Genomic DNA, 26,424 nt, shown 5'->3' with positions numbered 1-26,424 from the left:
GGCCAGCAATATGAGATTGGTTCATATTTATATAGGTGAACATAAGGGTGTTCGGGATCTAAATGTTTCCCTTGGTGGGGAAACGGTGTTTCATGTTGACGGTCAGACTCTTAGTGTTGAGCATAGGGTTGACACATCCAGATATTACAATGGGTATCACTGTTCTGCGATTATTGGGGCTAATGGGGTTGGGAAAAGCACGATTCTGGACTTTCTAGAGTCTGTGTACTTTCCAATAGACTCCAGCGGGGTTCTTATTTTCTTGGATGAAAATTCAAGAATTCACGTTTGCCAAGTCAACTACCATATACTCCATTGCTCTGTCCAGTTCGAAAGGTATGATGACTATGAGGTTTTTGCGAAACTCTTTAAGACTGTCTTGGTTAAAATAAATAATGTATCTGCCGCTCAGTCTAGATTAGGATACGAAAGGAAACATAACCACTCTCTGATTCAAGAGAGATCCTTAGAGCACTACACCACGGGTGCTAGTCGAAAGAAAATGTACTTTGACAACTTGCTTGATTACCTAAGGTGGAATCAATCGAGCAGAAATGTTGTTCAGGATGTTGGTTTTGAATTCAGATTTCAAAACTCATTTAAGCGCATGGCATCTTTGGTTAGACCTGACGTGTACTATCCTGGTCGCCGGGTGGAGCTGGAGAATGCCTACAACACTATTCAGAAGAGTAGAAAGCTACTGAGTCCAAGTAGTCAAAAGGATATATTTGAGCTTCTGGTGGCAGCGCTATCTACATCAATTATCGTTGAGCTTGCAGCAAGCTCAGGCGCTGCGCGCCCAGAAGTTCTGGCTGTGCTGCAGTTGCACTTCATCAGTGCGCTTGCTGTCGGGGATTTAAATTTTCGTCGCAGTATTTCACAGTCACTAGAAGCTCTAAGATACGACGAAAACTGGGACGTATTTGTTAAAGACAAGCAAGGCAATAGCTTTAAGTCTGTTAATTCAATAGACGTTGACATTAATAGAATGCAAGCACTTTACTCTGAATATTTAGAGGCCCTTCGCGACATCTCAGAAATCTTAGCTTCAGGTCGTCGTATATCCATCGATGAAAGCGGATCTTTGATTGTTTTGGTAGATCAATTTTCTTTTGCTAGTAAAGTGGTTTATTTGTCGACAAGGCTTCCGAGAAATATCCTTTCAAATATAAATTGGGGGTGGAGGGGGATTAGTACAGGGGAAATGGCTTACACCCATCTTTTCTCCGAGACATATAATTGCGCAAAGAAGTCAAGAAAAGCAAACTATATAATAGTAATTGACGAGGCCGATCTTTATCTGCACCCTGAGTGGCAACGGGGCTTTCTTGACTCCTATCTTGGGTTGCTAGATAGGTTGGATTGGAAAGGCGCGCTGCCACAGATAATCATCACTACCCACTCTCCTATTATTGTAAGCGATTTTTTACCTAAAGATATTGTGTCATTAGTAAAAGACGCTGGCGGCAAGGTTGAGATTAAAGAGTCGCTTGGCTTTGGAACCAATATTACAAACTTGTTTATTGATGGAATGCACCTTACTGCCACGGTCGGCGAGCACTCGAGGAAAGCCATCGTCTCGCTTGTAGAAAAATCCGAATCCCAAACATTAAGCTCCTTGGATAAGGCGCTAATTAAAGGGATGGGCAACAAGTTTGTCAGGGAGTACCTTTTGCAAAATGATTAAGTTCGAATTCCTGCCTAGCGCCGACCTTAAGGCCAAGTACGATCTTCGAGTTGTTTCGAAGGCTCAGCAGAAAATGAATGCATATATTCATACACTTCCAATAGAGCATCAAGCTAGATTTAGCTATTTTGATGACGCCAAAATAAATGAGATCCTAAATTGCCTGCCAGGCGATATCCTTGGTCATATATATGATATTTATGGAAGGTTTCCAGAACTAGCAGATAGATATTGGCCGGCATACTTCATAAAAGATGCGCCCATCCCGGCGGGTGTCGATAAAAATGGCGCTCAAACACGTGAAGAGAAGGCTGTTTTAGATGAGCTATCGGAGCAGGCTATCGCTTATTTAGAGCCCATCGCTGCGCCGGAGTTGACTTACATAAGCCATTTGTTGATGTCGCTTAAAGGGGCTGTAACTTATTCCGCTAAAAGAGAAATTCTGGCGAATATAGTTAAGGCTGCGCGGGGAGAAAATATAGCGACAGAAAAATTTAAGAAGATCTTTGATGATTGGATTAACAGTTTTGAGGATGTCTTTAGCTACTCAGCGCTATCCTTAGACATTGGTCATGACATAACTGATGAATGGAAAATACATGTTTGCTTGTATTGCAATGATGAACCTATACAGACAAAAGGGAGTCGCGTGAGATTTAGAACAGATCTCGATCATTTCTATCCAAGAACTAAATTTCCATTTTTGGCTGTGACACTATCTAACTTGGTTCCGGCTGGCAAGACTTGCAATCAATCCTATAAAGGAAATAAGGATATGATTGAGTATGAGCATCCTTTTGTCAGGGGCGTCGGTCAGTCCCGTGTATTTCATCTAAACACTCCATTTGGCAAGATAATCACAGAGGAAAATTTCTCCGTTAGTGTTGTGGAGCAGGGTGGAAAATTAGATTTGAATTTGTCCGAATTCGAGATTGCCCATAACTACGAAAATAGTGATGAAATTAAGACTTGGGTAGCTGATGCGGCGGGTACGGTCGAGCTAATTGTTGGGTGCAATAGTCCGCAGGTGAAAGCTGCGTTGTTGAGAGGCTTAATAAAATCTGACAAACCATCTCATCGTGAGCGGCACAAGAAATTCAAGGCTGATTCAATTAATCAGTTTGCTGGCAAAGAGATTGTTTCGTTCTTCTAAGAGAGAATCGCCAAGACGGATCTTAGCTCAGCAGGGTAAAGATTTCATATAGAACGATATCTACTCTAGCATGATGCTTTTACTTGTCTCGCTTGAGCATATCGGCAAGTGCTTTTCGCAAATAACAGCATCGTAATGGCAGTTGGCAACTCCTGCACCCACCCAATCCAATGGATCACTTGGCTTTGTTTTTGCATTCGATTCTTGAAGGCTTGGCAATGAAGATGCATGCCTAGTTTCTTTGTAAGAATTGCGGCGAAGATTGTCTTGTAGTCCTCGAAGTTCCAACTCTCAAAGTTGTTCAAAGACTCTGTGTAGAGTTTCTGCCTGGAAAATCTATTGCTACAGTGCGGCTGCGTTGACTTCTTTGCGGACGGCCGCTTTTGGCCGATTAGCGACCGTTGCTATGGCTGGTCCACCCTTGTCCTCCCTCACATGGAGGACAAGCCATGAACTGTAGTGGTCAACCCTCTCCCGCACACGGGAGAGAGCGCCGGGCGTGCCTTGTGGGTCGAGCGCCTCGCTCGGGCGCAGCCTGGAACGATGTCTACCCTCCCCTAGGCCCCGGGTATCTGGAATTCGGCCCCCAGCCCAGGCAACCAGAAGCACCGGAAACGCGCCCTGAATGATTTCAGATTCGCGCCGAAACCTTCGAAAGCCGTTTCCTCGCACCCGAAAGCCGCCGAGGCTGCCCTGCGGCTTTCGCTGCGCAACGGCTAGTCGCCTACTTGCACCGGTCGCTCAGCCTGACCAGCGATGCGCCGTACACCGCGTCGTCTTCGGAGGCGAAGATCGCGTCGCCTTCGACGGAGGCGCCCGGCTTGAGGGTATCGGCGGTGAGTTCCTCGTCCACGGTATCCAGCCTGAAGGACTGGCCGGCGGCGGACTGCGCCACCAGGCAGCTGTTCTTCAGGCTGATCTCGCTCTTCGCCGCATTCACCAGGCGGACCTTGAAGGCCTGGGTGCGGAAGTGCTTGTCGCCGACGGATACGCTGCCCTTGTCGCCCTGGTGGGCGAAGACCATCACTGCATCCGGCGCGGCGGCGAAGCCGAGGGAAGGAGCGGCCAGCAGGCCGGCCAGGGTCAGGGCCATTGCGTTCTTCATACTGATTTCCTTTGGCAAAGACTGAACGACCCGGTGATTTTCCGTGGGTCTTTTCGCCGCGATCAAGCGCAGTGCCAAGGAATGCGGGGCGCCTCGTGTTCTGCAAGTCGGAGGGTTTCCAGCGGAACTTTTCCCGCAACCGTGCTTCCAGGCGAAAACCGCTCGCTACGCGGAGCGCCGGTCTTCGGCCCCACACGATCCTCGCGCCCGCCAGGCTGTCCTCGAACGCTTGCAACCACAGGCCGGACGCTCGGCCCAGGCGATGGCCCAATGGGCGCCGGGCAGGTTCGCTTCGGCGTGGCCGCGATGCAACAAGTGCGCCTGGACCGGCATCGCGGTAGCGCTCGGCGAGGGCGTCACCGAGGCTGTCGGCGGCATGTCGTGTTCGACTCCGTTGCGGGTGGCGAGCGGGGCCTGCGATCTTCCCCTTGGGGGAGAGTCAAGCCCGGCGACCCGGCGGGTGGCCGCCAAGCTGCTTGCGCAGGCTGCCGGGCTCAGCCGAGCAACTTGTCGACGGTCAGCGGGAAGTCGCGCAGGCGGCGGCCGGTGGCGTGGTACACGGCATTCGCCACTGCGGCGGCGACGCCGACGATGCCTATTTCGCCGACGCCCTTGGAGCCCAGTTCGTTAACGATATCGTCGGGTTCGTCAACGAAGATCACCTCGATATCGCCAATATCGGCGTTAACCGGGATGTGGTACTCGGCGAGGTTGTGGTTCATGCAGCGGCCCAGCGCATGGTCGACCTGGGTTTCCTCCTGCAAGGCCATGCCCAGGCCCCAGACCACCCCGCCGAGTATCTGGCTGCGAGCGGTCTTCGGGTTGATCACCCGCCCCGCCGCGACCGCGCTGACCACCCGGCTCACACGCAGGGTACCGAGGGCTTCATCGATCCGCACCTCGACGAATACCGCCGAATGGGTCGCGGTGGCGTAGCCTTTGCGCCGCGCCGAGGGTTCAGCTTCCACCTCCACCTGCAACGCGTCTTCCGGCAGCCCTTGCAGCAGGTCGGCCAGGGCGTATCGCGTATCGCCCGCTTCCAGATGGCCACGGCATATGCGGAAGCGCTCTTCGGCGGCGCCGGCCAGCTCCGGATGGCGGGCCCTGGCATGGGCGACCAGGGCCTGGCGCAGGCGCAGGCAGGCCAGGCGGACGGCGGAACCGACCGACGAGACGGTGAACGAGCCGCCCTGCAATGGAGCCTTGGGCAACGCACTGTCGCCAAGCTGGAAGCGCACCTCTTCCGGCGCCATGCCAGCGGCGTCGGCGGCGATCTGGGTCATCACCGTGTAGGTGCCGGTGCCGATATCCGTGGTCGCGCTGGCCACCCGCAGCAGGCCGTCCGCCTCCAGCCGCGCCCTGGCGCTGGCCTTGCTCTGCATGGCCTCCCAGACGCCGCCAGCCATGCCCCAGCCGAGCAACTGGCGCCCTTCGCTCATGCTCCGTGGCCGTGGGTCGCGGGCCTGCCAACCGAAGCGCCGTGCGCCCTCCTCGTAGCAGGCCAGCAGCGCCTTGCTGGAGTACGGCTTGTCCTCGTTGCCGTTGCGCTCGGCGAAGTTGAACCGGCGCAGCGCGATGGGGTCCATGCCGAGCCGCACCGCCAGTTCGTCCATCGCGCATTCCAGCCCGATCAGTCCCAGCGCCGCGCCGGGGGCGCGCATGTCCAGCGGGGTATAGACGTCCAGCGGCACCAGACGGTAGGCCAGGGAAAGGTTCTCGCAGCGATAGAGCATGCCGCTCCACTCCACCACGTGCTCGGTGAAGTCTTCGAAGCGCGAGGTCTGCGCTGTCGCCTGGTGGCCCAGCGCAAGCAGGCACCCCTCGGCATCGGCGCCCAGTTGCAGGCGCTGCAGAGTGCGCGGCCGGTAGCCGAAGGTGAACATCTGCTGGCGGGTCAGCACTACGCGCACCGACCGCCGCAGTTGCAGCGCCGCCATCACCGCCAGGGCCAACTGGTATTGCGGACGCAGGCCGGAGCCGAAGGCGCCGCCGACGTAGGCGGCACAGACCCTTACCTTGTCGGCGGGCAGGCCGAAGACCTTTTGCAGGTAGGCCTGGCTGTTCTGCGTCCCCTGGGTCTTGTCGTGCACCAGCAGGCTGCCGTCGGGCTGGACGATGACCGTGGACGCGTGCGGTTCCATGGGATTGTGGTGCTCGATCGGCGTGCTGTAGCTGGCCTCGACCCGAATCGGCGCGGCGCGGTAGGCGGTGTAGAAATCGCCGCGCTCGGGGGGCAGTTCGGCGGGAGCCTCATGGGCCTGGTCGAGGGCGGCCAGCAGGTCGGTCTGGTGCGGCTCGGGCTCGATATCGATGCGCAGCAGCGAGCCCGCGTAGCGGGCCAGTTCCAGGCTCCGTGCCAGGACCAGGGCAAGGGGCTGGCCGCTGTACAGGACGCGGTCGTCGAACAGCGGGCGGAAGGGTTCGCCTTCGGCGGCATCGGCGTCCTTGTAGGGCTCGTCGTCGCCCGCCATCGGCGGCCGGTTCAGGTGATGCAGTACCGCGACCACCCCGGGTACCGCCAGGGCCGCCGCACAGTCGATGCCGCGCACCCGGCCGTGGGCGACATCGCTGCTGACCACGCTGCCGTGGAGCAGGTCGGCGGCAGGATATTCGGCGGCGTAACGAGCCTGGCCGGTGACCTTGGCTGGCCCGTCGACGCGATCCAGGGCTTGCCCGGTGCTGTGTGGCAGGCTGCTCATTGGCCGATCCCTCCCGAGTGGGCTTCTTCCAGTGCGCGAACGATGGCGTTGCGCGCCAATCCGATCTTGAAGGCGTTGTGGGCCAGCGGCCTGGCGTCACGCAGCAGCGCTTCGGCGAAGCGGACATAGCTGTCCCGGTTCGCCGGGTGGCCCCTGAAACGTTCCTCCAGCTCTGCGACGCGCCATGGCTTGTGGGCCACGCCGCCGAGCGCCAGGCGCAGTTCGCCAATGCGCTCGCCGTCCGGTTCCAGGGCCGCCGCCACCGAGACCAGGGCGAAGGCGTAGGAGGCCCGGTCGCGCACCTTCAGGTAGTGGCAATGCCGGGCGAAGCGCGGCGCTGGCAGCTCGATGGCGGTGACCAGTTCGTCGACGGCCAGGCAGTTGTCGCGCTCGGGCGTGTCCGCCGGCAGGCGATGGAAGTCGGCGAAAGCGACCCGCCGCTCGCCAGCGCGGCCGCGCACCCGTACCTGAGCCTCCAGCGCCGCCAGCGCCACGCACAGGTCGGATGGATGTACCGCCACGCAGTGTTCGCTGGCGCCGAGGATCGCATGGTTGCGGTTCAGCCCGCTGCGCGCGGGGCATCCACTGCCCGGCTCGCGCTTGTTGCATGGCGTGCCGGTGTCGTAGAAATACTGGCAGCGGGTACGCTGCAACAGGTTGCCGCCGGTGCTGGCCATGTTGCGCAACTGCGGCGAGGCGCCGGCGAGGATCGCCTGGGCTAGCAAGGGATAGTCCGCCTCCACGGCGGGATTCCAGGCCAGTTCGGCGTTGCTGACCAGGGCTCCGACCAGCAGGCCGCCGGTGGGCGTCCGGCGGATGTCGCGCAGCGGGAGGCCGGTGATGTCGATGAGTCGCCGGGGCCTGGCAACGTTTTCCTTCATCAGGTCGAGCAGGTTGGTGCCGCCGGCGATGTAGCGCGACTCCGGGCCGGCGAGGCCCAGCGCCTGCTCGATGTCGGCCGGCTTGGCATAGGCGAAGGGCGTCATGCGCGCTGCCCTCCCTGTCCGTCGCGATCGAGCAGCGGCAAGGCGTCTTCCACGGCGTCGAGGATATTGCCGTAGGCGCCGCAGCGGCACAGGTTTCCGCTCATGCCCTCGCGGATCTCCGCCCGCGAGCGCGCCCGCCCCTCGCTCGCCAGGCCAAGGGCCGAACAGATCTGTCCGGGCGTGCAGTAGCCGCACTGGAAGGCATCATGGCGGATGAACGCCTGTTGCAGGGGATGCAGGCGATCACCCTCGGCCAGACCTTCGATGGTAGTCAGTGCATCGCCGTCGCACATCACCGCCAGCGTCAGGCAGGCGTTGATCCGGCGACCGTTGCGCAACACCGTGCAAGCGCCGCATTGGCCGTGGTCGCAGCCCTTCTTGCTGCCCACCAGGTCGAGCCGCTCGCGCAGCAGGTCGAGCAGCGTCAGCCACGGGGGTACTCTCAGCTCTCGGCGCTGGCCATTGATCAGCAGGCTGATCGGCAGGTCCGCCGGCTCCGGATTGGTCATGGTACAAGCCTCATGGTCGGTGCATCGGCGCGGCGGATGCCGCTTTTTCAGGTCCGACCGAACGGCTCGAAGATACGTTCAAAGTAAATGACGGCCATGGCCATGCCACAAAGGCGGGCGGATGCTCGACGCCTGCGCCGCTATCGGCCGCCGGAGCCCTGCGCCGAGGTCACTTGAACAGGCTCGACACCACCCGCGCCACGTGCTCGGCGCCCTTGCTGATCTCCTGCATGATGCCGGCCACGGTGGTGATCTGGTTGTTGTTCTCCTGGGCGCTGGACTCGATGGTCTGCATGTTGTGGTTGATCTGCTGGGTCAGCTTGACGTTCTCGGTGACCACGTTCTTGATCTCCACCGTGGCGCCGCTGGTGCGCGCCGCCAGTTGCCGCACCTCGTCGGCGACCACCGCGAAGCCGCGCCCCATGTCGCCGGCGCGAGCCGCCTCGATGGCGGCGTTGAGGGCCAGCAGGTTGGTCTGTTCGGCGACGCTCTGGATGGTGGTGACGATGTTCTCGATGTCCTTGGTCTGGTGGGTGAGCTGGGAAATCAGGCCGACGGCGGTGTTGACCATCGACAGGGTCTTGGCCGACAGGGCGACGGACTGGTCGAGGGAGTCGATGCCGCGGGTGGAAATCTGCGCGGTCTCTTCCGCGGTGGAGAACGACAGCTCGGCGGCGCGCCGTACTTCCTCGTTGCGATTGACCTGTTCGGTAACGTCGATGGCGAACTTGATGACCTTGATTATCCGCCCCGAACCGTCCTTGACCGGGTTGTAGGTGGCTTCGATATGTACCCGCTCACCGGCGGCTGTGCGGCGTTCGAAATGCCCGCGGGAGAATTCGCCGTGCCGCAACCGGGCCCAGAAATCCGGGTTCTCCCGATAGAACTCGTCGAAGCAGAGCATGCGGTGGTGCTGGCCCTTGAGCGACTTGAGGCTGTAGCCGAAGAGACGCAGGAAGTTTTCGTTGGCATCGAGTATCTCGCCGTCCGGGGTGAACTCGATGACGGCCATGGACTGGCGTATGGAGTCGTTGATCGCGTTGAGCAGGAGCAGTTCGGAATGGTTGCGGGTCACGTCGGCGGCGATCTTCAGCACCTCGACGACCGCCCCTTCGGCATTCTTCACCGGGAAATAGGTGGCCTCCAGCCAGATCGGCGAACCGTCGCGTCGCAGGCGCTTGAACACGCCGCGCTGGGGCGTGCCGCTGGCCAGTTCCTTCCAGAAGCGCACGTAGGCGGCAGAGGCCTGGTAGTCCTCGTCGCAGAAGATCCGGTGGTGCTTGCCGACCAGTTCGTCCGCCGAATAGCCGACCGCCGCGAGGAACAGCGGGTTGGCGGACAGTATCTGGCCATCGGGAGTGAATCGGATGGTGGCGACGTTCTGCCCGATGGCCTCGAGTCGCCACGCTACATCTTCATCCTTGGCGGCGCTTTCGACCGCCCTGCTTTTTCTGCCGAAGAGCATCGCGCACGACTCCTTGATGGCACCTGTCCATCGCGAGGGAGTAGAGAACCGGAGATAGTCGTCCTGCCGCTATACGCCAGTGTAGATCGGGCCCGGCAACTTTCCTCGGCGCTCGCGGCACCGTCCGTCCCCTGCCGGGCGTGGCCCCGCGTCCGCGCCATCAGCCACGCAAGCGCCGGCCCGCGCTATGATCGCTACGCCCTGCCGATCGCGGTGGCCAAGGCCGGCATTGGCCAGAGGCACCCGGCCTGACCGCGCTCCGACCTCGCGCCGTCGTATCCCGAAACCCACTTCCAGGAGGAAGCACATGGCAACCGATCTCTACGCGCTGGCCGAACAGGTCGAGGACGAAGCGGGTTACCTGCGCTTCCTCGCCGCGCTGGCGGCAGACTGGGAGGAAGACCGCCGCCTCGCCGCCGCCAACCCGCCGAAGCCGTTCGGCCCCAGCCCGCTGGGTTGGGAGAACGGCAGCATCGGTGGCTTCCTCGATGCCGCCGCGACCTGGGGCGAGGACTCCCGCGACGGCCTGCCGGGCTATTCCAGGCCGGAAAATGCCTGGCGGCGCGCGGCGCAACTGATGCTGGCGGGCAAGTTCTATGAATGACTTCAAGTCCGCCCTGGCGCCCTTCCCGCCCGGCTACCCGAGGGGCTTGCCGGGCAACCGGCGGCAGGTGCCGATACTGCATCGCGACGCAGACTTCCTCCTGCGCGCGCTGCAACCCGACGATTTCGTCCGGACCAGCCGCTACGAGAACGCCAACCGCGAGCACCTGGCGCCGTGGGAGCCGCTGCGCGACCCGGGGTATTTTTCCGTGGACAATGCCCGCGCCCGCACCCTGCTACAGGTGGCGAGCATGGACGAAGGCGAGGCGCTTCTCCTGCTGTTGCTCGATCCCGACGACGGCGAGGTGCTGGGGCGCTGCAGCTACACCAACATCGTCCGCGGGGTATTCCAGGCCTGCCACCTGGGCTTTTCCCTGGCCGCTGCGGCTCAGGGCCGCGGCCTGATGGCGCGTGCCCTGCGGGTAGCCAACCGGTATTGCTTCGAGCAGCTCGGCCTGCACCGGATCATGGCCAGCCACCTGCCGCGCAACGCACGCAGCGAGCGCCTGCTGGAAAGCCTCGGCTTCGAGAGGGAGGGCTACGCCCGCGCCTACCTGAAGATCGCCGGGGTCTGGGAAGACCATGTGCTACGGGCGCTGGTGGACGCTCCGCGCTGAACCGACGTGCAAACGCGGAACGGGACGCCAGGCGTCCCGTTCCGCTCACCAGGCCCGCCGGTCAACCGCAGGCGAGGTCGCCACGCAGTTCGCGGGCAGCGGCGACCATGTTCACCAGCGCCGCCTCGGTTTCCGGCCAGGCGCGGGTCTTCAGGCCGCAGTCCGGGTTGACCCAGAGCCGCTCGGCGGGTATCCGCCGGGCTGCCTTGCGCAGCAACGCGACGATCTCTTCCCGGCTCGGCACGCGTGGCGAGTGGATGTCGTAAACGCCCGGACCGATCTCGTTCGGGTAGTCGAACTGCTCGAAGGCCTCCAGCAGCTCCATGTCCGAACGCGAGGTCTCGATGGTGATCACGTCGGCGTCCATGGCGGCGATGGACTCGATCACATCGTTGAACTCGCTGTAGCACATGTGCGTATGGATCTGGGTTTCGTCGCGGACTCCGGAGGCGCACAGGCGGAAGGCCTCGGTGGCCCACTCCAGGTAGTGCGGCCAGGCGTTGCGGCGCAGCGGCAGGCCTTCGCGGAAAGCCGCCTCGTCGATCTGCACGATCCTGATGCCGGCCGCCTCCAGGTCGACCACTTCGTCGCGGATCGCCAGGGCCAACTGGCGCGCCTGCACCTCGCGAGACACGTCCTCGCGCGGGAAGGACCACATCAGCATGGTCACCGGGCCGGTCAGCATGCCCTTCATCACCTTGTCGGTAAGGCTCTGGGCGTACCTGATCCACTCCACGGTCATGGCCCGCGGACGGCTCAGGTCGCCATAGATCACCGCCGGCTTCACGCAGCGCGAGCCGTAGCTCTGCACCCAGCCGAAGCGGGTGAAGACGTAGCCGTCCAGTTGCTCGGCGAAGTACTCGACCATGTCGTTGCGCTCGGCTTCGCCGTGTACCAGCACGTCCAGCCCCAGTTGTTCCTGGATCTCCACCGCATGGCGGATCTCGCTGTGCATCGCCTCGATGTACTCGGCCTCGCTCAGCTTGCCCTGCTTGAACGACTGGCGGGCCAGGCGGATCGATGAGGTCTGCGGGAAGGAGCCGATGGTGGTGGTCGGGAACGCCGGCAGGTCGAGCCCGGCACGCTGCCTGGCGATGCGTTCGGCGAACGGCGAGCGGCGCTGGGCGTCGCTGGCCTTGATCGCGGCCAGGCGCGCCTGCACGGCCGGCTTGTGGATTCGCGGCGAGGAAGCGCGGCTGGCCTGGACCGCACGGCTCTCTTCCACGGCGGCAAGCACCTCGGCGGCTTCCGGCTCAGTGGCGGCACGGGCCAGCACCGCGACTTCGCGGCACTTCTGCACGGCAAAGGCCAGCCAGCTCTTCAGCTCGGCGTCCAGCCCGTCTTCGCGTTCCAGGTCCACCGGGCTGTGCAGCAGCGAGCAGGACGGCGCGACCCACAGCCGCTCGCCCAGGCGCTCCCGGGCATGGCGCACCACCTCCAGGGCTTTCTCCAGGTCGCAGCGCCAGACGTTGCGCCCGTTGACCAGGCCCAGCGAGACGACCTTGTAGGCCGGCAGGCGGTCGAGGATGCTCGGATACTGTTCCGGCGCTCGCACCAGGTCGATGTGCAAGCCGTCCACCGGGAGGTTGGCGGCCAGGCCCAGGTTGTCTTCCAGGCCGCCGAAGTAGGTGGCGACCAGCCTCTTCAGCGGCTCGCTCTGTAGCAGGTTGTAGGCGCGCTCGAAGGCATTCTTCCATGCCTGCGGCAGGTCGAGGACCAGGATCGGCTCGTCGATCTGCACCCACTCCACACCCTGGCCGGCGAGACGACGGAAGATCTGGCCGTAGAGCGGCAGCAGGCGGTCCAGCAGGTCGAGCCTGTCGAACTCGGCGCCCTTGGCCTTGCCCAGCCACAGGTAGGTCAGCGGACCGATCAGCACCGGCTTCACCTGGTGGCCGAGGGCCCTGGCCTCGTCGACCTCCTCGAACAGTTGTTCCCAGCTCAGCTGGAACTGCTGGTCGGCGCTGAACTCGGGGACCAGGTAGTGATAGTTGGTGTCGAACCACTTGGTCATTTCCTGGGCATGGGCACCGCCGCAACAACTGTCGTCGCTGACGCCACGGGCCATGCCGAACAGGGTATGCAGGGTCGGCCCGGCCTCGCCGTGCGCCCGGAAGCGCTCGGGGATCACGCCGAAGGTCAGCGAATGGGTCAGCACCTGGTCATACCAGGCGAAATCGCCGACCGGCAGCAACTGGATGCCGGCGTCCTTCTGTACCTGCCAATGGGCGGCGCGCAGCTGCCGGCCGACGGCCCGCAGGCCGGCCTCGTCCAGCTCGCCCTTCCAGAACGCTTCCTGGGCTTTTTTCAGTTCGCGATCGCGTCCGATGCGTGGGAAGCCGAGAGTGTGGGCCAGGGCCATGGGTGTTCCTCCAGTCGAAAGGTCGATGGAGGGATTCTCGGGAGACTCATGCCATGAGACAAACTCAATTTCTTCGTGATGAAATCAAGTTTCCCTCATGATCATCCCCGCGCCCTGACCTCGGCGCCCTCCTCACTTGCGCTTGCGGATCGCCATGCGCCGAGGCTTGAGGCCGCCAGCCGCGGCAGCGCCGGCCTCGCCGTCGACCACGGGCTGCATCCTGGCTCGCGCCGCGTGCAGCTTCTTGTAGCTGTCGATCAGCCGCAGGTGCCGGTCGAGCCCTTCCAGCTTCATGCTGGTCGGCGTCAGGCCGAAGAAGCGCACGCTGCCGTCCACCGAGCCCAGCGCGGCGTCCATCCGCGCGTCGCCGAACATGCGGCGGAAATTGGCCTCGTAGTCGGCGATCTCCAGCTCGTCGTCGAGGACGACCTCCAGCACCACGTTCAGCGCCTGGTAGAACAGGCCGCGCTCGACGCTGTTGTCGTTGTACTGGAGGAACGCCTCCACGCCTTCCTTGGCGTCTTCGAAGCGCTTCAGGGCGAGGCCGATGAGCACTTTCAGCTCGAGGATGGTCAGTTGGCCCCAGACCGTGTTGTCGTCGAACTCGACGCCGATCAGCGTGGTGATGTCGGTGTAGTCGTCCACCTCGCAGTCTTCCAGGCGCTCCAGCAACGCCCCGAGCGCAGCATCGTCGAGGCGGTGCAGGTTGAGGATGTCCTCGCGGAACGCCAGGGCCTTGTTGGTGTTGTCCCAGATCAGGTCTTCCACCGGATAGATTTCCGAGTAGCCCGGCACCAGGATCCGGCAGGCCGTAGCGCCGAGGTGCTCGTACACCGCCATGTAGACCTGCTTGCCCATGGCTTCGAGGATGCCGAACAGGGTCGCGGCTTCCTCGGCGTTGGCAGCCTCGCCCTGCCGGGTGAAGTCCCACTCGACGAACGGGAAATCGGCCTTGGCGCTGAAGAAGCGCCAGGACACCACGCCGCTGGAATCGATGAAATGCTCGACGAAGTTGTTCGGCTCGGTCAGCGCATGGCTTTCGAAGGTCGGCTGGGGCAGGTCGTTCAGGCCTTCGAAGCTGCGCCCCTGGAGCAGTTCGGTCAGGCTGCGCTCCAGGGCCACCTCGAAGCTCGGGTGGGCGCCGAAGGAAGCGAACACGCCGCCGGTGCGCGGATTCATCAGGGTCACGCACATCACCGGGAATTCGCCGCCCAGCGAGGCGTCCTTGACCAGTACCGGGAAGCCCTGCTCTTCCAGGCCGCGGATCCCGGCGAGGATGCCCGGGTACTTGGCCAGCACCTCCGGCGGCACGTCCGGCAGCGCCAGTTCGCCTTCGAGGATTTGCCGCTTGACCGCGCGCTCGAAGATCTCCGACAGGCACTGCACCTGCGCCTCGGCCAGGGTATTGCCGGCGCTCATGCCGTTGCTGAGGTAGAGGTTCTCGATCAGGTTGGAGGGGAAATACACCACCTGGTCGTCGGACTGGCGCACGAAGGGCAAGGCGCAGATACCGCGCTGCACGTTGCCCGAGTTGGTGTCGTACAGGTGCGAGCCGCGCAGCTCGCCGTCGGGGTCGTAGATCGCCAGGCAATGGCCGTCGAGCAGTCCCAGCGGCAGCGCATCGTCGCGGCCGGGCTTGAACCAGCGTTCGTCCGGGTAATGGACGAACGCCGCATTGGCGATCTCTTCTCCCCAGTACTGGTCGTTGTAGAAGAAGTTGCAGTTCAGCCGCTCGATGAATTCGCCCAGCGCCGAGGCCAGCGCGCTTTCCTTGCTCGCGCCCTTACCGTTGGTGAAGCACATCGGCGACTGCGCATCGCGGATGTGCAGCGACCAGACGTTGGGCACGATGTTGCGCCAGGAAGCGATCTCGATCTTCATGCCGAGGCCGGCGAGGATGGCCGACAGGTTGGCGATGGTCTGCTCCAGCGGCAGGTCCTTGCCCGGGATGCGCGTGCAGCCGGCGGCATCGGTGCCGGGCATCAGCAGCGCCTGGGCGTCGGCATCGAGGTTGTCGACCTCCTCGATGACGAACTCGGGCCCGGTCTGCACCACCTTCTTCACCGTGCAGCGGTCGATGGAGCGGAGGATGCCCTGGCGGTCCTTCTCCGAGATGTCGGCCGGCAGTTCCACCTGGATCTTGAAGATCTGCCGGTAGCGGTTCTCCGGGTCGACGATGTTGTTCTGCGACAGACGTATGTTGTCGGTGGGGATGTTGCGCGTCTGGCAGTACAGCTTGACGAAGTAGGCGGCACACAGCGCCGACGACGCCAGGAAGTAGTCGAACGGCCCCGGCGCGGAGCCGTCGCCCTTGTAGCGGATCGGCTGGTCGGCGATCACCGTGAAATCATCGAACCTGGCTTCCAGTCGAAGGTTATCGAGAAAATTGACCTTTACTTCCACGGCGAGCACCAAGAGAAACGGAAACCGGCCATTATCCGGGAACTCCGGGCAAAAGTCCCAGCTCTCCGCCGTACGCGTCGCTACTTGCCGGCCTCCCCGCCGCTCTCCGGCACGTAGATCATCCGTCCGTCGGCCAAGCGGTAGGTCACCCCGGCGCGGCTGCCCTGCCCTTCGCCGATCTCGCCGCTGGCCTGGTAGCGCTTCAGCTCCTTGCCGTCCTTGACCAGCATGCGCATGTCCGCCTCGCCGGGATTCTCGACCACCACCACCTTGTCCTGGCTGAACGGGTTGAGCGGGTTCTGCACGATGACGATCAGGAGGATGCCGATCACCACCAGGAACAGGTCGATCAGGTTGACCATCGAGAGGATCGGGTCGTCCGCCTCGTCGTGTTCGAGGAAGCGCATCAGCCGGCCTCCCGCGCACGTTCGACGGCGCGCAGTTCCTGGAGCAGCCAGCGGCGACGCACGGTAAGGATGAAGAAGGTGATGCTGGCGGCGACCAGGGCCAGGATCACCGCGGAAAACGCCACCACCAGGTTCTCGCCGATCCCCTGTGCGTCGTTGCGGGTCAGCGCCAGCAGTGCCGGCCCCATGGGGATCATGGTTGCCACCAGGCCGAGCATCGGCGCGCTGCGCGAGGTGATCCGCAGCCATTCCAGGCGCTGCATGATCCACAGTTCGAGGTCGTCGCTGTTGCCGCCATGCAGCGCCTGCCAGGCCGCCAGGCGCGAGCGGTAGCGCCCGCGACGGCGCTGCCAGGCTTCCATGGCGAAGCCGCCGAGGGCGACGAAGGCGTAGGCCAGCGCGGCGAGGATCAACAGCAGCACCGGCAGCAGGAACAGGCGGGTGAGTTCGTAGAGGCTGGTTTCCAGACCATTCATGAGCGATTTTCCATCGGACGACGATTGACTACGGATTGCCGGACGGCGCCGGCGGCGAACAGCGCGAGCAGCACGGCGGCGGCCAGCCGGAGCCACGGCTGCGGCTCGCCGGACGGCGGCGGCGCGACTTCTTCGAGGACGCGGCCGCTGACCGTTTCGCCGGCACCGGACGCGGCCGCGCCCTCTGCCTGCGCCGCGGCCTCGCCGAAACCGCCGGCCATCCGTTCGATGAATTCACGGGTGGTCGCCGCGCCGACCTCGCCGGCGCCGGCGGCCGCCAGTTGCCGCCAGCGCTCGGCCAGTTCGCGGCGGGTCTGCTCGCTGGCGTCCCAGTAGCCCTTGCGGATGGCCTCGGCCATGCGCGCGATGATCTGCGCCTGGGCGGTCGGATTGTGCGTTTCGAACCACTCGGCGAGACCCAGCTCGCGGCGGTCCATGACGAAGGTGTCGTGCAACGCCTGCCACTGGTCGGCGCGGACCATGGTGCGATCCGCCGCCTGCCAGCCCCACAGGTTGTTGGCCAGGTCGAGCATTTCCAGGCTGCCGGCGTAGCCCTCGCGCTGCATCGCGGCGATCCACTGCGGGCTGAGGTAGCGCCCGCGCAGCTCGCTGGCGAGGAACTGCGCGGCGGCCGTGGTGCGCGGCTGGCGCTGGCGCAGGTCGGCGATGTACAGCGCCGGGCTGGCGCCGTCGAGGTGGCGTACCGCCAGCGACAGGCCGCCGAGGTACTCGAACGGGTGGTCGGTGGAGAGCACGCCGTTGAGCGTCGAGGAGCGCGAGAGGATCGCCGCCTGTACACCCTTCAACTGTTCGGCGAACAGGTTGCCGCCATCCAGCTTCACGCCCCAGTCGCGACTGCCGTAGGCGTACTGCAAGCGCCCGAGGAACTGCTCGGCGAGCGCCGAGTCGTCGTCCCAGCGGGTGGAATCGAGGGTCAGTTGCGTTACCCCGGTGCCGTAGTCGCCCGGCGCATTGCCGAACAGCCGCAGGCGCGACAGGCGCTGCGCCAGTGGCGCTTCGACGCCGCGTTCGCGCAGGCGCCGCTCCAGCGCCTGGCTGTTGCCCGCCAGCGGGTTGCCCGGCTCGTCCAGCACGGCGAGGCGCTCGATGGCCTCGGCGAGCAGGCGCATGAACCCGTCGAACTGGTCGCGGTAGACACTGGTCACCTGTAGCACCACGTCCACCCGTGGACGCCCCAGTTCCGCCGCCGGCACGATGTCCAGCGCCAGCAGGCGGCCACCGGCGTCCCAGCGCGGGCGCAGGCCGAGGGCGTGCAGCGCCTGGCTTTCGACGATGCCCAGGTGGCGCATGGTTTCCGACGACCAGAGGCTGAAGGCGAGCTTTTCCGGCGCCCTGCCCTGGTGCTCGGCGCGGTAGCTTTCCAGCAGTTGGCCGAAGGCCTCGGCGCCGGCTTCGTAGGCGGCGCGGGTCGGTACCTTGTCGGCCTCGAAGGCGAACAGGTTGCGCCCGCTGGGTACCTGCGGATTGCGGATCGGATCGCCGCCCGGCCCGGGCGCGACGAAGCGCCCGGCGAGGCCGGCGAGCAGCGCCTCCAGTTCGCCGGTGTCGGCGAGCTGGCGGTCCAGTTCGCGGGCGCGCAGCAACTGCTCGCGCAGGCGCGGATCGGCCACCTTGGCGATCTCGCCGCCGTCGCGCAGGTAGCGTTGCAGTGTGCGGTAGGCACGACCTTCCCGCAGCGCCCTGAAATCGGCGGCGAACAGTTCGTCGGGGTCGAGACCGAGCGCGCGGTAGTAGGGCTCGCCGAGCTGCTGCATGACGGTGCCCAGGCGCAGCTCCGGCGAGGCGGCGACACCGAAGGTGTGCAGCCCCAGCGGCATCGCCGAGCCGGCCAGTCGGTGCAGGTGGTCGTGGAGCACGCCGAGGAACGCCGGGAAATCCTCGCGCATCGCTGCCTCGCTCCAGCCCAGGTCGTCGTTCATGTGCGCCGCCCGCACCGCCGCGCGGATCTGCTCGGCGCTGCGTTCGCGCACCGCACCCTCGTCCAGTTGCTGGTATTCGTGGATCAACTGGTGCAGGTCGCGCAGTTCGTCGTACAGCCCGGCCGGGGCGAACGACGGCGTCTGGTGGCTGACGGTGACCGCGCGCCCGCGCCGGCGCGCCTGGATCGCCTCGCCAACGTTGTCCTGGATGTACGGGTAGAACACCGGCAGGTCGCCGAGCGCCCGCAGCGGGTAGTCGCCCACCGCCAGCCCGCGGTCCTTGCCGGGTAGCCATTCCTGGGTGCCATGGGTGCCGAAATGGATCAGCGCGTCGGCGCCGAAACCCTCGCGGACGAACTGGTAGACCGCCAGGAAGAGATGGTCCGGCGGCACCGCGCTGTCGTGGTAGGCCTCGCCCGGACGGCCGGCGCGCGGCGGCTGCGGCAACAGCAGCAGATTACCCAGGCGCGCCGCCGGGAACACGAAGCGTCGCTGGCCGTCGATATCGCGCAAGGCCCAATGTCGACGCGGGTCGCCCCAGCGCGCGCGGATCTGCTCGCGCAGATCCGCCGGCAGCGCCTCGAACCAGTGCAGGTAGGCGTCCAGCGGCAGGCTCGCGGCGAGGCCGTCGCGATACAGCGCGTCCAGGGTCTGCGGTCGGTAGTAGCCGCCGAGCAGGCGCTGGGCAGTATCGATCAGCGCGCTTTCGTCGCTCGTCGCAACCCGGTAGCCGGCCGCCCGCAGCGCTTCGCCGAGACGGGCCAGGCTGGCCGGTACATTGAGATGCGAGGCGGCGACGTTCTTCTCGCCCTCCGGGTGGTTCCAGAACATCAGCGCCAGGTGCTTGTCCGCCGCCGGCAGGCGACGCAGGCGCAGCAGTCGGTCGAGCTTGTCCAGCAGGGCCTCGGCCTGCCCGGCCATCAGCTTCGGCTCGCCGTTCTCCAGGGCGCTGATCACCAGCGGATCGCTCATTCCCCAGGTTTCCGGCATGCCGAGGAAGGCCGCCGCGGTACGCGGCGCCACCCCGCTGGCGGCGGCCAGCCAGTCGGCCTCGTTGCCGTCGCGGTAGCCGAGGGTCTGCAATACCGGCACGTCCAGCGCGAGGAACTCGGCACGGCGCGCCGGGCCGTTCTGCAGGTGCTGCAGGTTGACCAGCGCCTGGACATCGGCGCCAGCGAAGGACTTCCTCAACGCTTCCGGATCGCTGTCGTCGAACCACACCGCCAGCGGCGCCTGGCCGTGCCGCTCGCTACGCCGCAACAGTTCGTCGATGGCGCCGGTCTGGGCGTCGGCGATGGCGCCGCGCGGGATCAGGAAGGCGATGCGCGGGGCGTCGCTGGCCCAGCGCGAGGCGCCCCAGGCGAGGTAGTCGGCGAGGCCGGCGAACGGCGCCGGTGCGTCGGGATGATAGAAGCCGGCCTGCGCCAGGGGGTGCGGCGCCGGCAACGCGTCGACGGGCAGGCCGGCATGCCAGCGTCGGACCGCCTCGAACAGCCGGCGCAGGTTGGCTTCGCCGCCGTTCGCGTAGTAGCCGACCAGGCGCCCGCCCAGCGCCGCCGGCAGGTTGCCGAAACCCGGCGGACCACCGCCGACGCGGATCCAGGGTTGCGTCCCGCCTTGCAAGCGCTCGCCCAGCGCCTGCTCGACCTGGGCGCGATCGGTCGGACGCGGTGTGTCGAGGATCAGCAGGTCGCCGCCGTCCAGCCAGTCGCCGGGCGGCGCCTCGCCGATGCCGAGGCGCAGGCCGCGCAACTCGACACCGGCCTCGCGCGCCCAACCGGCTAGGCGCTGGTGCTTGCCCGGGAGGACGAAATCGCTGCTGAGCAGACGCACCTGGGCCGGCTCCGCCCAGGCACAGAGACTGGCCAGCAGCGCGCCGCAGAAGAGTAGCGAACGGCGCATCAGAAGCTCGCCACCAGGCCGAGATGGAAGGTCCGCCCAGGTTCGGCATAGGTGAAGTGCGTGTCGTCGTCGGCCAGGCGCTGGTCGCCAAGGTTCTCGATGCCGCCGCGCAGCGTCAGGTTCTCGCTGAGTTTCTGGCTCAGCTCCAGGTGCCACAGGCTGTAGGCCGGCAAGGCGTAGCCGACGTTGCTGCTGTAGGCCACCTGGCTGCCGACGTATTCGGTACGCAACTGGGCGCTGAAGCGCGCATTGGGGCTCCAGCGCAATTGGCTGTTGGCGAGGTGCCGGGAGCGGTCGCCGAGGCGCTGGCCGGCGGTGCGGTTGCGCGCGTCGAGGTAGGTGTAGTTGAGTTCCCAGCGCAGGTCCGCCGGCAGGTCCACGCCGCCGCTCAGCTCGAGGCCGCGGATCCGTGCCCTGTCGACGTTCTCGTAGTTGCGTATCTCGCCGCCGCGCACCCCGCAGCGCGCTACGCAGACGGTCTGGATCAGGTCGCGGACATCGTTCTCGAACACCGTGCCCTTCAGCGACCAGCCGTCGCCCTGGTAGTCGGCGCCCAGTTCGTAGGACGTATTGGTCTCCGGCTTCAGGTCGGGATTGCCGTAGATAGTGAAGCGCCCGCCGCCGCCGACCGCCGCATACTCCGGCGATAGCTGCTTCAGGCTCGGCGCCTTGTAGCCGCGGCCGACGCCGGCGCGCAGGGTCAGCGCATCGGAAAGGTGGTGCAGCAGGTACAGGCGCGGACTGCTTTCCCAGCCGAACGCCTCGTGCTTGTCGAAGCGGCTGCCGAGGGTCAGCGACCAGTCCGGGCCGAAGGCGATCTCGTCCTGCAGGAACAACGCCTTGTGTCGCGCGCTGGCGTCGCCGGCGGTATTCACCGAGCGATCCTCCAGTTCCTCCTTGCGCCATTCGCCGCCGAGGGTGAAGAGATGTCGCTCGAAGGCCGGCACGCTGAGGTGGCCGTCGACCACGCTGTCGGTAAGGCGCTGCGGGTTGCTCGGCGGTTGTCCGTCGGAACGCGCGTTGTGCCGCTCCAGGCGGTTGCGGTAGGTGCGCAGCTGGCTGCTGCCCCAGTCCCACTGGCCATTGTGGGCGAGCGACCAGCGCTCGCGTTCGATCACGTCGCGCGACTCGTAGTAGCGCGAGCGCGACCCTCCGGTCTCGCTGTTGCGCCAGCGTCGTTCGCGCCCGCGCTGGTGGCCGAGGTCGATGCGCTGGGCGTCGTCCGGGGTCCAGCTGAGGTTCAGCCCGCCGCTGTCGGCGTTGCCGCCTTCCAGCTCGGAGAGCCGGCGCTCGTCGGCGTCCGGGGTTTCCTGCTGGCGGCGGCTCTCGCCGTTCAGGGCGAGGCCCAGCTTGCCGGGCACCAGCGGCCCGGCGAGATAGGCGCCGAGCTGGTGGCTCTGCCCGCCGAGGCCGTCCTCGCGCACGCCGCCATCGAGCAGACCGCTGCCCGTCCAGGTATCGGTGGCGCGCCGGGTGATCACGTTTACCACCCCGCCGAGGGCTTCCGAACCGTAGAGCGAGGACATCGGCCCGCGTACCACCTCGATGCGCTCGATGCTCTCCACCGGCACCCAGCCGAGGTCGAAGTCGGAATGGGCGATGGCCCCGGACGAGGTGGAGATCCGCTGGCCGTCCACCAGCACCAGGGTGTGCTCGCTGGACATGCCGCGAACGCTGATGCCCCGCCGGGACATGCCGACGCCGTTGAACTGCAGGCTTTCCGAACCGCGCAGGGCTTCCTGCAGGTCGCGCACCGGGCGCCGCCGCAGGTCCTCGGCGGCGATCAGCGAAACGCTGGCCGGGGCGTCGCGCAGCTTGCGCTCGGTAGTGGTGGCGCTGACCACCGTCGGTTCCAGGTCGACCGGCGCGGCCAGCGCCAGGCAGGGAAGCATGTAGAGGAACGGCACGGCGCGGGCCAGCCGCAGCGGAGGAAGACGGTGCGGGGAGGAATGAGGGGTCATGGTCGGCAGGTATGAATTATGAATATTTATAAGTTATAACATAACATTTCTTCGAATGAAGAATGCCCGCCGTTTCTTCTTCATCGAGGAGAGGGAACGTCTCGCTCGCCGTATCCCTCGAAGCACAGGACCCCACTCTCAACCGGGCATGCCCCCCAGGAGGAAAGATGACCGCAACCGAGCAGATCATGGCGCTCCTCGAACGCTGGGACCGCCAGCAGGAGGGCTACATCCGCCAGCGCGAGGAGCGCTACGAGGCGATGTTCCAGTTGCTCGAAGACCTCTTCGGCCGCGACGGGCGCTTCACCGCCATCGACGCCGCCTGCGGCCCGGGCTCCCTCGGCCGGCGCCTGCTCGAACGCTTCCCGGCGGCGCGGGTGGTGGCGCTGGACGCCGACGTCATGCTGCTGGAGATCGCGCGTACGGCGCTGGCCGGTTTCGCCGAGCGGGTCCGCGTGGTGGAGTGCGACCTCACCGATCCAGGCTGGACCGAACGGGTCGCCGAAGCGCGCGAGTCCCTCGCCGGCGAACGGCCCGCGGCGCTGCTCTCTTCCACCGCGTTGCACTGGCTGTCGCCCGCCGAACTCGCCGGGTTCTACGCCCAGGCCGGCGAACTGCTCGCCCCCGGCGGCGTGCTGCTGAACGCCGACCACATGCGCTACGACCGACGCTGGCCGGGACTCGCGGAATTGTCCCGGAAGCACCGCGAGCGGGTCCTCCAGGCTTCCGTGGCCAGCGGCGCGGACAGTTGGGAAGACTGGTGGCAACGCGCCGCGCAGATCCCCCGGCTGGCCCCGCTGAAGGCGCAGCGCGACGCCCATTTCGCGCGGCGCCCGCTCAGGCGCGCCAGCGAAGACGAAGACTGCTCGCTCGATTTCCATCTCGCCGCCCTGCGCCAGGCGGGCTTCGCCGAGGCCGCCACGGTCTGGCAGCAGTTGGACAACTACGTCGTCTTCGCCCGCCTCGCCCAGGCCTGATACGCCGTCACCCGGGCGCGGGGAATACCTCCAATGGAACCCGGGCAATCCGCCGGACGTTGACGCAGATCAACGCCGGCTCGGCGTCGCTCGCCAGAATCCACAACATCTTGTTGTTTTTCAAAATCAAAACACATCATGTTGTGGAGAAGTTGAAATGATCCAGCCCCGGAAGGCTACCTGGCCGGCCACCCTGCTCAAGCGCAACGGACGTGAAGTCCCCTTCGATCCCGGCAAGATCGAACGCGCCATCGCCGCCGCCGGCCAGGCCACCGGCGAGTTCGACCCGCAGCAGGCGCAGGCGCTCGCCGAACGCGTGGTGGAACGCCTGCCGGAACGCGCCTGCCTGGATATCGAACGGGTCCAGGACCTGGTCGAACGGGTGCTGATGGAGGCCGGCCACTACCCCACGGCGCGCGCCTACGTGGTCTACCGCGAACGCCACGGCCGGCTGCGCCGCGAGCGCAAGACCCTGGTGGACGTCGCCGCGTCGATGAACGAATACCTTTCCCGCGAGGATTGGCGGGTGCGCGCCAACGCCAACCAGGGCTATTCCCTCGGCGGGCTGATCCTCAACGTATCCGGCAAGGTCACCGCGAACTACTGGCTGGACGAGGTCTACGATGCCGACATCGCCGCCGCCCACCGCGACGCCGACCTGCATATCCACGACCTCGACATGCTCGCCGGCTATTGCGCCGGCTGGTCGCTGCGCACCTTGCTGAACGAAGGCCTGAACGGCGTGCCGGGGCGGGTCGAGGCCGGTCCGCCGAAGCACCTGGGCAGCGCCCTGGGGCAGATGGTCAACTTCCTCGGCACCCTGCAGAACGAATGGGCCGGGGCCCAGGCCTTCAGTTCCTTCGATACCTACCTGGCGCCCTACGTGCGCAAGGACCGCCTCGACTACGCCAGCGTGCGCCAGGCCCTCCAGGAGTTCATCTACAACCTCAACGTGCCGTCGCGCTGGGGCACCCAGACGCCCTTCACCAACCTGACCTTCGACTGGGTCTGCCCGGACGACCTGCGCGACCAGGTGCCGCGCATCGGCGGCGAGGAGATGCCCTTCGCCTACGGCGAGCTGCAGGCCGAGATGGACCTGATCAACCGCGCCTACATCGAGGTGATGCAGGCCGGCGACGCCCATGGCCGGGTGTTCACCTTCCCGATCCCGACCTACAACATCACCCACGACTTCCCCTGGGACAGCGACAACGCCACGCGCCTGTTCGAGATGACCGCGCGCTACGGCCTGCCCTACTTCCAGAACTTCCTCAACTCGGACATGCAGCCCAACCAGGTGCGCTCGATGTGCTGCCGCCTGCAACTGGACGTGCGCGAACTGCTCAAGCGCGGCAACGGCCTGTTCGGCTCGGCGGAGCAGACCGGCTCGCTGGGCGTGGTGACGATCAACTGCGCGCGCCTGGGCTATCGCCACCGTGGCGACGCCGCCGGCCTCTACCGCCAGCTCGACCACCTGCTCGAACTCGCCTTCGCCAGCCTGGAGCTGAAGCGCAAGGTGATCCAGCAGCACATGGATGCCGGCCTCTATCCCTACACCCGACGCTACCTGGGTACCCTGCGCAACCATTTCTCCACCATCGGCGTGAACGGCCTGCACGAGATGGTGCGCAACTTCAGCGACGACCGCGAGGGACTGCACAGCGAAGCCGGGCGCGAGATGGCCCTGGCCCTGCTCGATCACGTGCGCGCGCGGCTGGTGGGTTTCCAGGAGAACAGCGGGCACCTCTACAACCTGGAAGCCACGCCCGCCGAGGGCACCACCTATCGCTTCGCCCGCGAGGACCGCAAGCGCTATCCGCGCATCCTCCAGGCCGGCACGCCGGAGGCGCCCTACTACACCAACTCCTCGCAACTGCCGGTGGGCTTCACCGACGACCCGTTCGAGGCGCTGGAGCTGCAGGACGCCCTGCAATGCAAGTACACCGGCGGCACCGTGCTGCATCTCTACATGGCCGAGCGGATTTCCTCCGCCGAAGCCTGCAAGACCCTGGTGCGCACCGCCCTCGGTCGCTTCCGCCTGCCGTACCTGACCGTCACCCCCACCTTCTCGATCTGCCCACGGCACGGCTACCTGGCCGGCGAGCACGAGTTCTGCCCGAAGTGCGACGAGGAGCTGCTGCAACGCTCCACGCCCAAGAGCTGTTGCGGCGGCTGCGGCGGTTGAGTCGCCTGTCGTTCCTTTCATCCACCAGCAAGGAGTACCACCGATGAACCCCAACCAGTTGCCCGAAGGCCAGCGCCAGCGCTGCGAAGTCTGGACCCGCGTGATGGGCTACCACCGTCCCGTGGCAGCGTTCAATGCCGGCAAGCAGTCCGAGCATCGCGAACGCCGCCATTTCCGCGAGACGCGATGAGCGCCACGCTCAGGGTCGGGGGCCTGGTGCCCCTGACCACCCTCGACTACCCCGGCCTGCTCGCCTGCGTGCTGTTCTGCCAGGGCTGCGCCTGGCGCTGCCGCTACTGCCACAACCCGGAACTGATCGCGCCGCGCGGCGCGGAGGAAATCCCCTGGCCACGCCTGCTCGACTTCCTCCGCCGACGCCAGGGCCTGTTGCAGGCGGTGGTCTTCAGCGGCGGCGAGGCGACCCTGCAGGCGGCCCTCGGCGACGCCATGCGCACGGTCCGCGAACTGGGCTTCCGCGTCGGCCTGCACAGCGCCGGCATCAACCCCCGCGCCTTCGCCCGGGTGCTGGCGCAGAGCGACTGGGTGGGCTTCGACGTCAAGGCGCCGGCCGAGGACGTCGCCGCCATTACCGGCGTGGACGGCAGCGGCGCGGCCAACTGGCGCAGCCTGGAATGCCTGCTGGACAGCGGCGTGGCCTACGAATGCCGGACCACGGTGCACTGGGGCTTGTTCGATAGCGAACGCCTCTGGCGCCTGGCGACGCGCCTGCGCGCGATGGGCGTGGAGCGCTTCGCCGTACAACTGGCGCGCCCGGCCCGCCAGCTCGATCCGCAGCTTCTCGCGAAGCCCGCGCCGCAGGGCGCTGCGCAGCTATGGCGAGAACTGGAAGAGCTGTTTCCCGCCTTCGAACTGCGCGACGCCTGAGCCTCCGCCCTTCACAAGACTCATACGATCGTACGAGAGCACCTTCTCGATTCCTAGTTGCGTCCAATTGTCGCGGACGGCGCCGCTCGCCACCCTTGCTCC

18 protein-coding genes and 2 pseudogenes are annotated in these 26,424 nt (G+C 65.1%); 8 read left to right on the top strand and 12 right to left on the bottom strand.

Going from position 1 to position 26,424, the window contains the following annotated elements; translation table 11 throughout:
- The first annotated feature begins 10 nt into the window (after positions 1-10).
- Positions 11-1,687 (top strand): AAA family ATPase, encoded by a 1,677-nt coding sequence (locus VQ065_RS15240; RefSeq protein WP_003088281.1) that lies wholly within the window; start codon positions 11-13, stop codon positions 1,685-1,687.
- Positions 1,680-2,840 (top strand): hypothetical protein, encoded by a 1,161-nt coding sequence (locus tag VQ065_RS15235; RefSeq protein WP_003088279.1) that lies wholly within the window; start codon positions 1,680-1,682, stop codon positions 2,838-2,840. Before VQ065_RS15240 ends, VQ065_RS15235 begins: the two co-directional genes overlap by 8 nt.
- Before the next feature lie 724 nt (positions 2,841-3,564).
- On the opposite strand, the gene VQ065_RS15230 is transcribed toward VQ065_RS15235, so the two are convergent.
- The 6 genes and pseudogenes from VQ065_RS15230 to VQ065_RS31990 all read right to left on the bottom strand — a co-directional run.
- Positions 3,565-3,945 carry a DUF4354 family protein gene (locus VQ065_RS15230; protein ID WP_003088277.1) on the bottom strand — a complete coding sequence of 127 codons (381 nt, stop codon included), beginning with the start codon at positions 3,943-3,945 and terminating at the stop codon, positions 3,565-3,567.
- A 494-nt stretch (positions 3,946-4,439) separates the two neighbouring features.
- Positions 4,440-6,644, bottom strand: coding sequence for a xanthine dehydrogenase family protein molybdopterin-binding subunit (locus tag VQ065_RS15225; RefSeq protein WP_003088275.1), 2,205 nt, complete (start codon positions 6,642-6,644; stop codon positions 4,440-4,442).
- Positions 6,641-7,630, bottom strand: a complete 990-nt coding sequence (locus VQ065_RS15220) for an FAD binding domain-containing protein (protein WP_003088273.1) — start codon at positions 7,628-7,630, stop codon at positions 6,641-6,643. The genes VQ065_RS15225 and VQ065_RS15220 overlap by 4 nt, the downstream gene beginning before the upstream one ends.
- Positions 7,627-8,139, bottom strand: coding sequence for a (2Fe-2S)-binding protein (locus VQ065_RS15215; RefSeq protein WP_003088271.1), 513 nt, complete (start codon positions 8,137-8,139; stop codon positions 7,627-7,629). Before VQ065_RS15215 ends, VQ065_RS15220 begins: the two co-directional genes overlap by 4 nt.
- 169 nt (positions 8,140-8,308) lie before the next feature.
- A pseudogene (locus VQ065_RS31995) lies at positions 8,309-8,653 on the bottom strand (methyl-accepting chemotaxis protein); the annotation flags it as partial.
- A gap of 183 nt (positions 8,654-8,836) precedes the next feature.
- Positions 8,837-9,604: pseudogene (locus VQ065_RS31990) on the bottom strand (PAS domain-containing protein); the annotation flags it as partial.
- 307 nt (positions 9,605-9,911) lie between these two features.
- Here VQ065_RS31990 and VQ065_RS15205 point away from each other — a divergent pair.
- Positions 9,912-10,208 (top strand): DUF7660 family protein, encoded by a 297-nt coding sequence (locus tag VQ065_RS15205; RefSeq protein ID WP_003088248.1) that lies wholly within the window; start codon positions 9,912-9,914, stop codon positions 10,206-10,208.
- 46 nt (positions 10,209-10,254) lie between these two features.
- Positions 10,255-10,824 carry a GNAT family N-acetyltransferase gene (locus tag VQ065_RS15200; RefSeq protein ID WP_003121997.1) on the top strand — a complete coding sequence of 190 codons (570 nt, stop codon included), beginning with the start codon at positions 10,255-10,257 and terminating at the stop codon, positions 10,822-10,824.
- 61 nt (positions 10,825-10,885) lie between these two features.
- Here VQ065_RS15200 and metE read toward each other — a convergent pair whose 3' ends face one another.
- From metE to VQ065_RS15170, 6 genes are all read right to left on the bottom strand, one after another.
- A complete protein-coding gene (gene metE / locus VQ065_RS15195) occupies positions 10,886-13,186 on the bottom strand; it encodes a 5-methyltetrahydropteroyltriglutamate--homocysteine S-methyltransferase (RefSeq protein ID WP_003088243.1) in 2,301 nt (766 codons plus the stop codon).
- 132 nt (positions 13,187-13,318) lie between these two features.
- Positions 13,319-15,589, bottom strand: coding sequence for an OsmC domain/YcaO domain-containing protein (locus VQ065_RS15190; RefSeq protein ID WP_023657506.1), 2,271 nt, complete (start codon positions 15,587-15,589; stop codon positions 13,319-13,321).
- Between the two features lie 80 nt (positions 15,590-15,669).
- Positions 15,670-15,996: a DUF2149 domain-containing protein gene (locus VQ065_RS15185; protein WP_003088238.1), complete on the bottom strand. Its 327-nt coding sequence runs from the start codon at positions 15,994-15,996 to the stop codon at positions 15,670-15,672.
- Complete coding sequence (locus VQ065_RS15180) at positions 15,996-16,472, bottom strand: MotA/TolQ/ExbB proton channel family protein (RefSeq protein ID WP_003088234.1); 477 nt, start codon at positions 16,470-16,472, stop codon at positions 15,996-15,998. The genes VQ065_RS15185 and VQ065_RS15180 overlap by 1 nt, the downstream gene beginning before the upstream one ends.
- A complete protein-coding gene (cobN, locus tag VQ065_RS15175; RefSeq protein ID WP_014603732.1) occupies positions 16,469-20,314 on the bottom strand; it encodes a cobaltochelatase subunit CobN in 3,846 nt (1,281 codons plus the stop codon). Before cobN ends, VQ065_RS15180 begins: the two co-directional genes overlap by 4 nt.
- The gene (locus tag VQ065_RS15170; protein ID WP_023098674.1) at positions 20,314-22,275 is read right to left on the bottom strand and encodes a TonB-dependent receptor domain-containing protein; all 1,962 of its coding nucleotides are present in this window, start codon (positions 22,273-22,275) and stop codon (positions 20,314-20,316) included. Before VQ065_RS15170 ends, cobN begins: the two co-directional genes overlap by 1 nt.
- Positions 22,276-22,442: 167 nt before the next feature.
- On the opposite strand from VQ065_RS15170, the gene VQ065_RS15165 reads away from it, so the two are divergent.
- The 4 genes from VQ065_RS15165 to VQ065_RS15150 all read left to right on the top strand — a co-directional run bounded on the left by VQ065_RS15165 (position 22,443) and on the right by VQ065_RS15150 (position 26,322).
- Positions 22,443-23,252 (top strand): class I SAM-dependent methyltransferase, encoded by an 810-nt coding sequence (locus tag VQ065_RS15165; RefSeq protein WP_003088221.1) that lies wholly within the window; start codon positions 22,443-22,445, stop codon positions 23,250-23,252.
- Positions 23,253-23,409: 157 nt separating this feature from the next.
- Positions 23,410-25,437, top strand: coding sequence for a ribonucleoside triphosphate reductase (locus VQ065_RS15160; RefSeq protein WP_003088215.1), 2,028 nt, complete (start codon positions 23,410-23,412; stop codon positions 25,435-25,437).
- Between the two features lie 43 nt (positions 25,438-25,480).
- Positions 25,481-25,627 carry an anaerobic ribonucleoside-triphosphate reductase gene (nrdD, locus tag VQ065_RS15155; RefSeq protein ID WP_003088212.1) on the top strand — a complete coding sequence of 49 codons (147 nt, stop codon included), beginning with the start codon at positions 25,481-25,483 and terminating at the stop codon, positions 25,625-25,627.
- A complete protein-coding gene (locus tag VQ065_RS15150; RefSeq protein WP_003088207.1) occupies positions 25,624-26,322 on the top strand; it encodes an anaerobic ribonucleoside-triphosphate reductase activating protein in 699 nt (232 codons plus the stop codon). The genes nrdD and VQ065_RS15150 overlap by 4 nt, the downstream gene beginning before the upstream one ends.
- Positions 26,323-26,424 lie beyond the last annotated feature (102 nt).

It is taken from the genome of Pseudomonas sp. KBN10P06128 (assembly GCF_037574945.1).
Lineage (GTDB): Bacteria > Pseudomonadota > Gammaproteobacteria > Pseudomonadales > Pseudomonadaceae > Pseudomonas > Pseudomonas aeruginosa.
The sequence above is the reverse complement of the archived record's forward strand: the minus strand, read 5'-3'. Positions and strand labels throughout refer to the sequence as shown.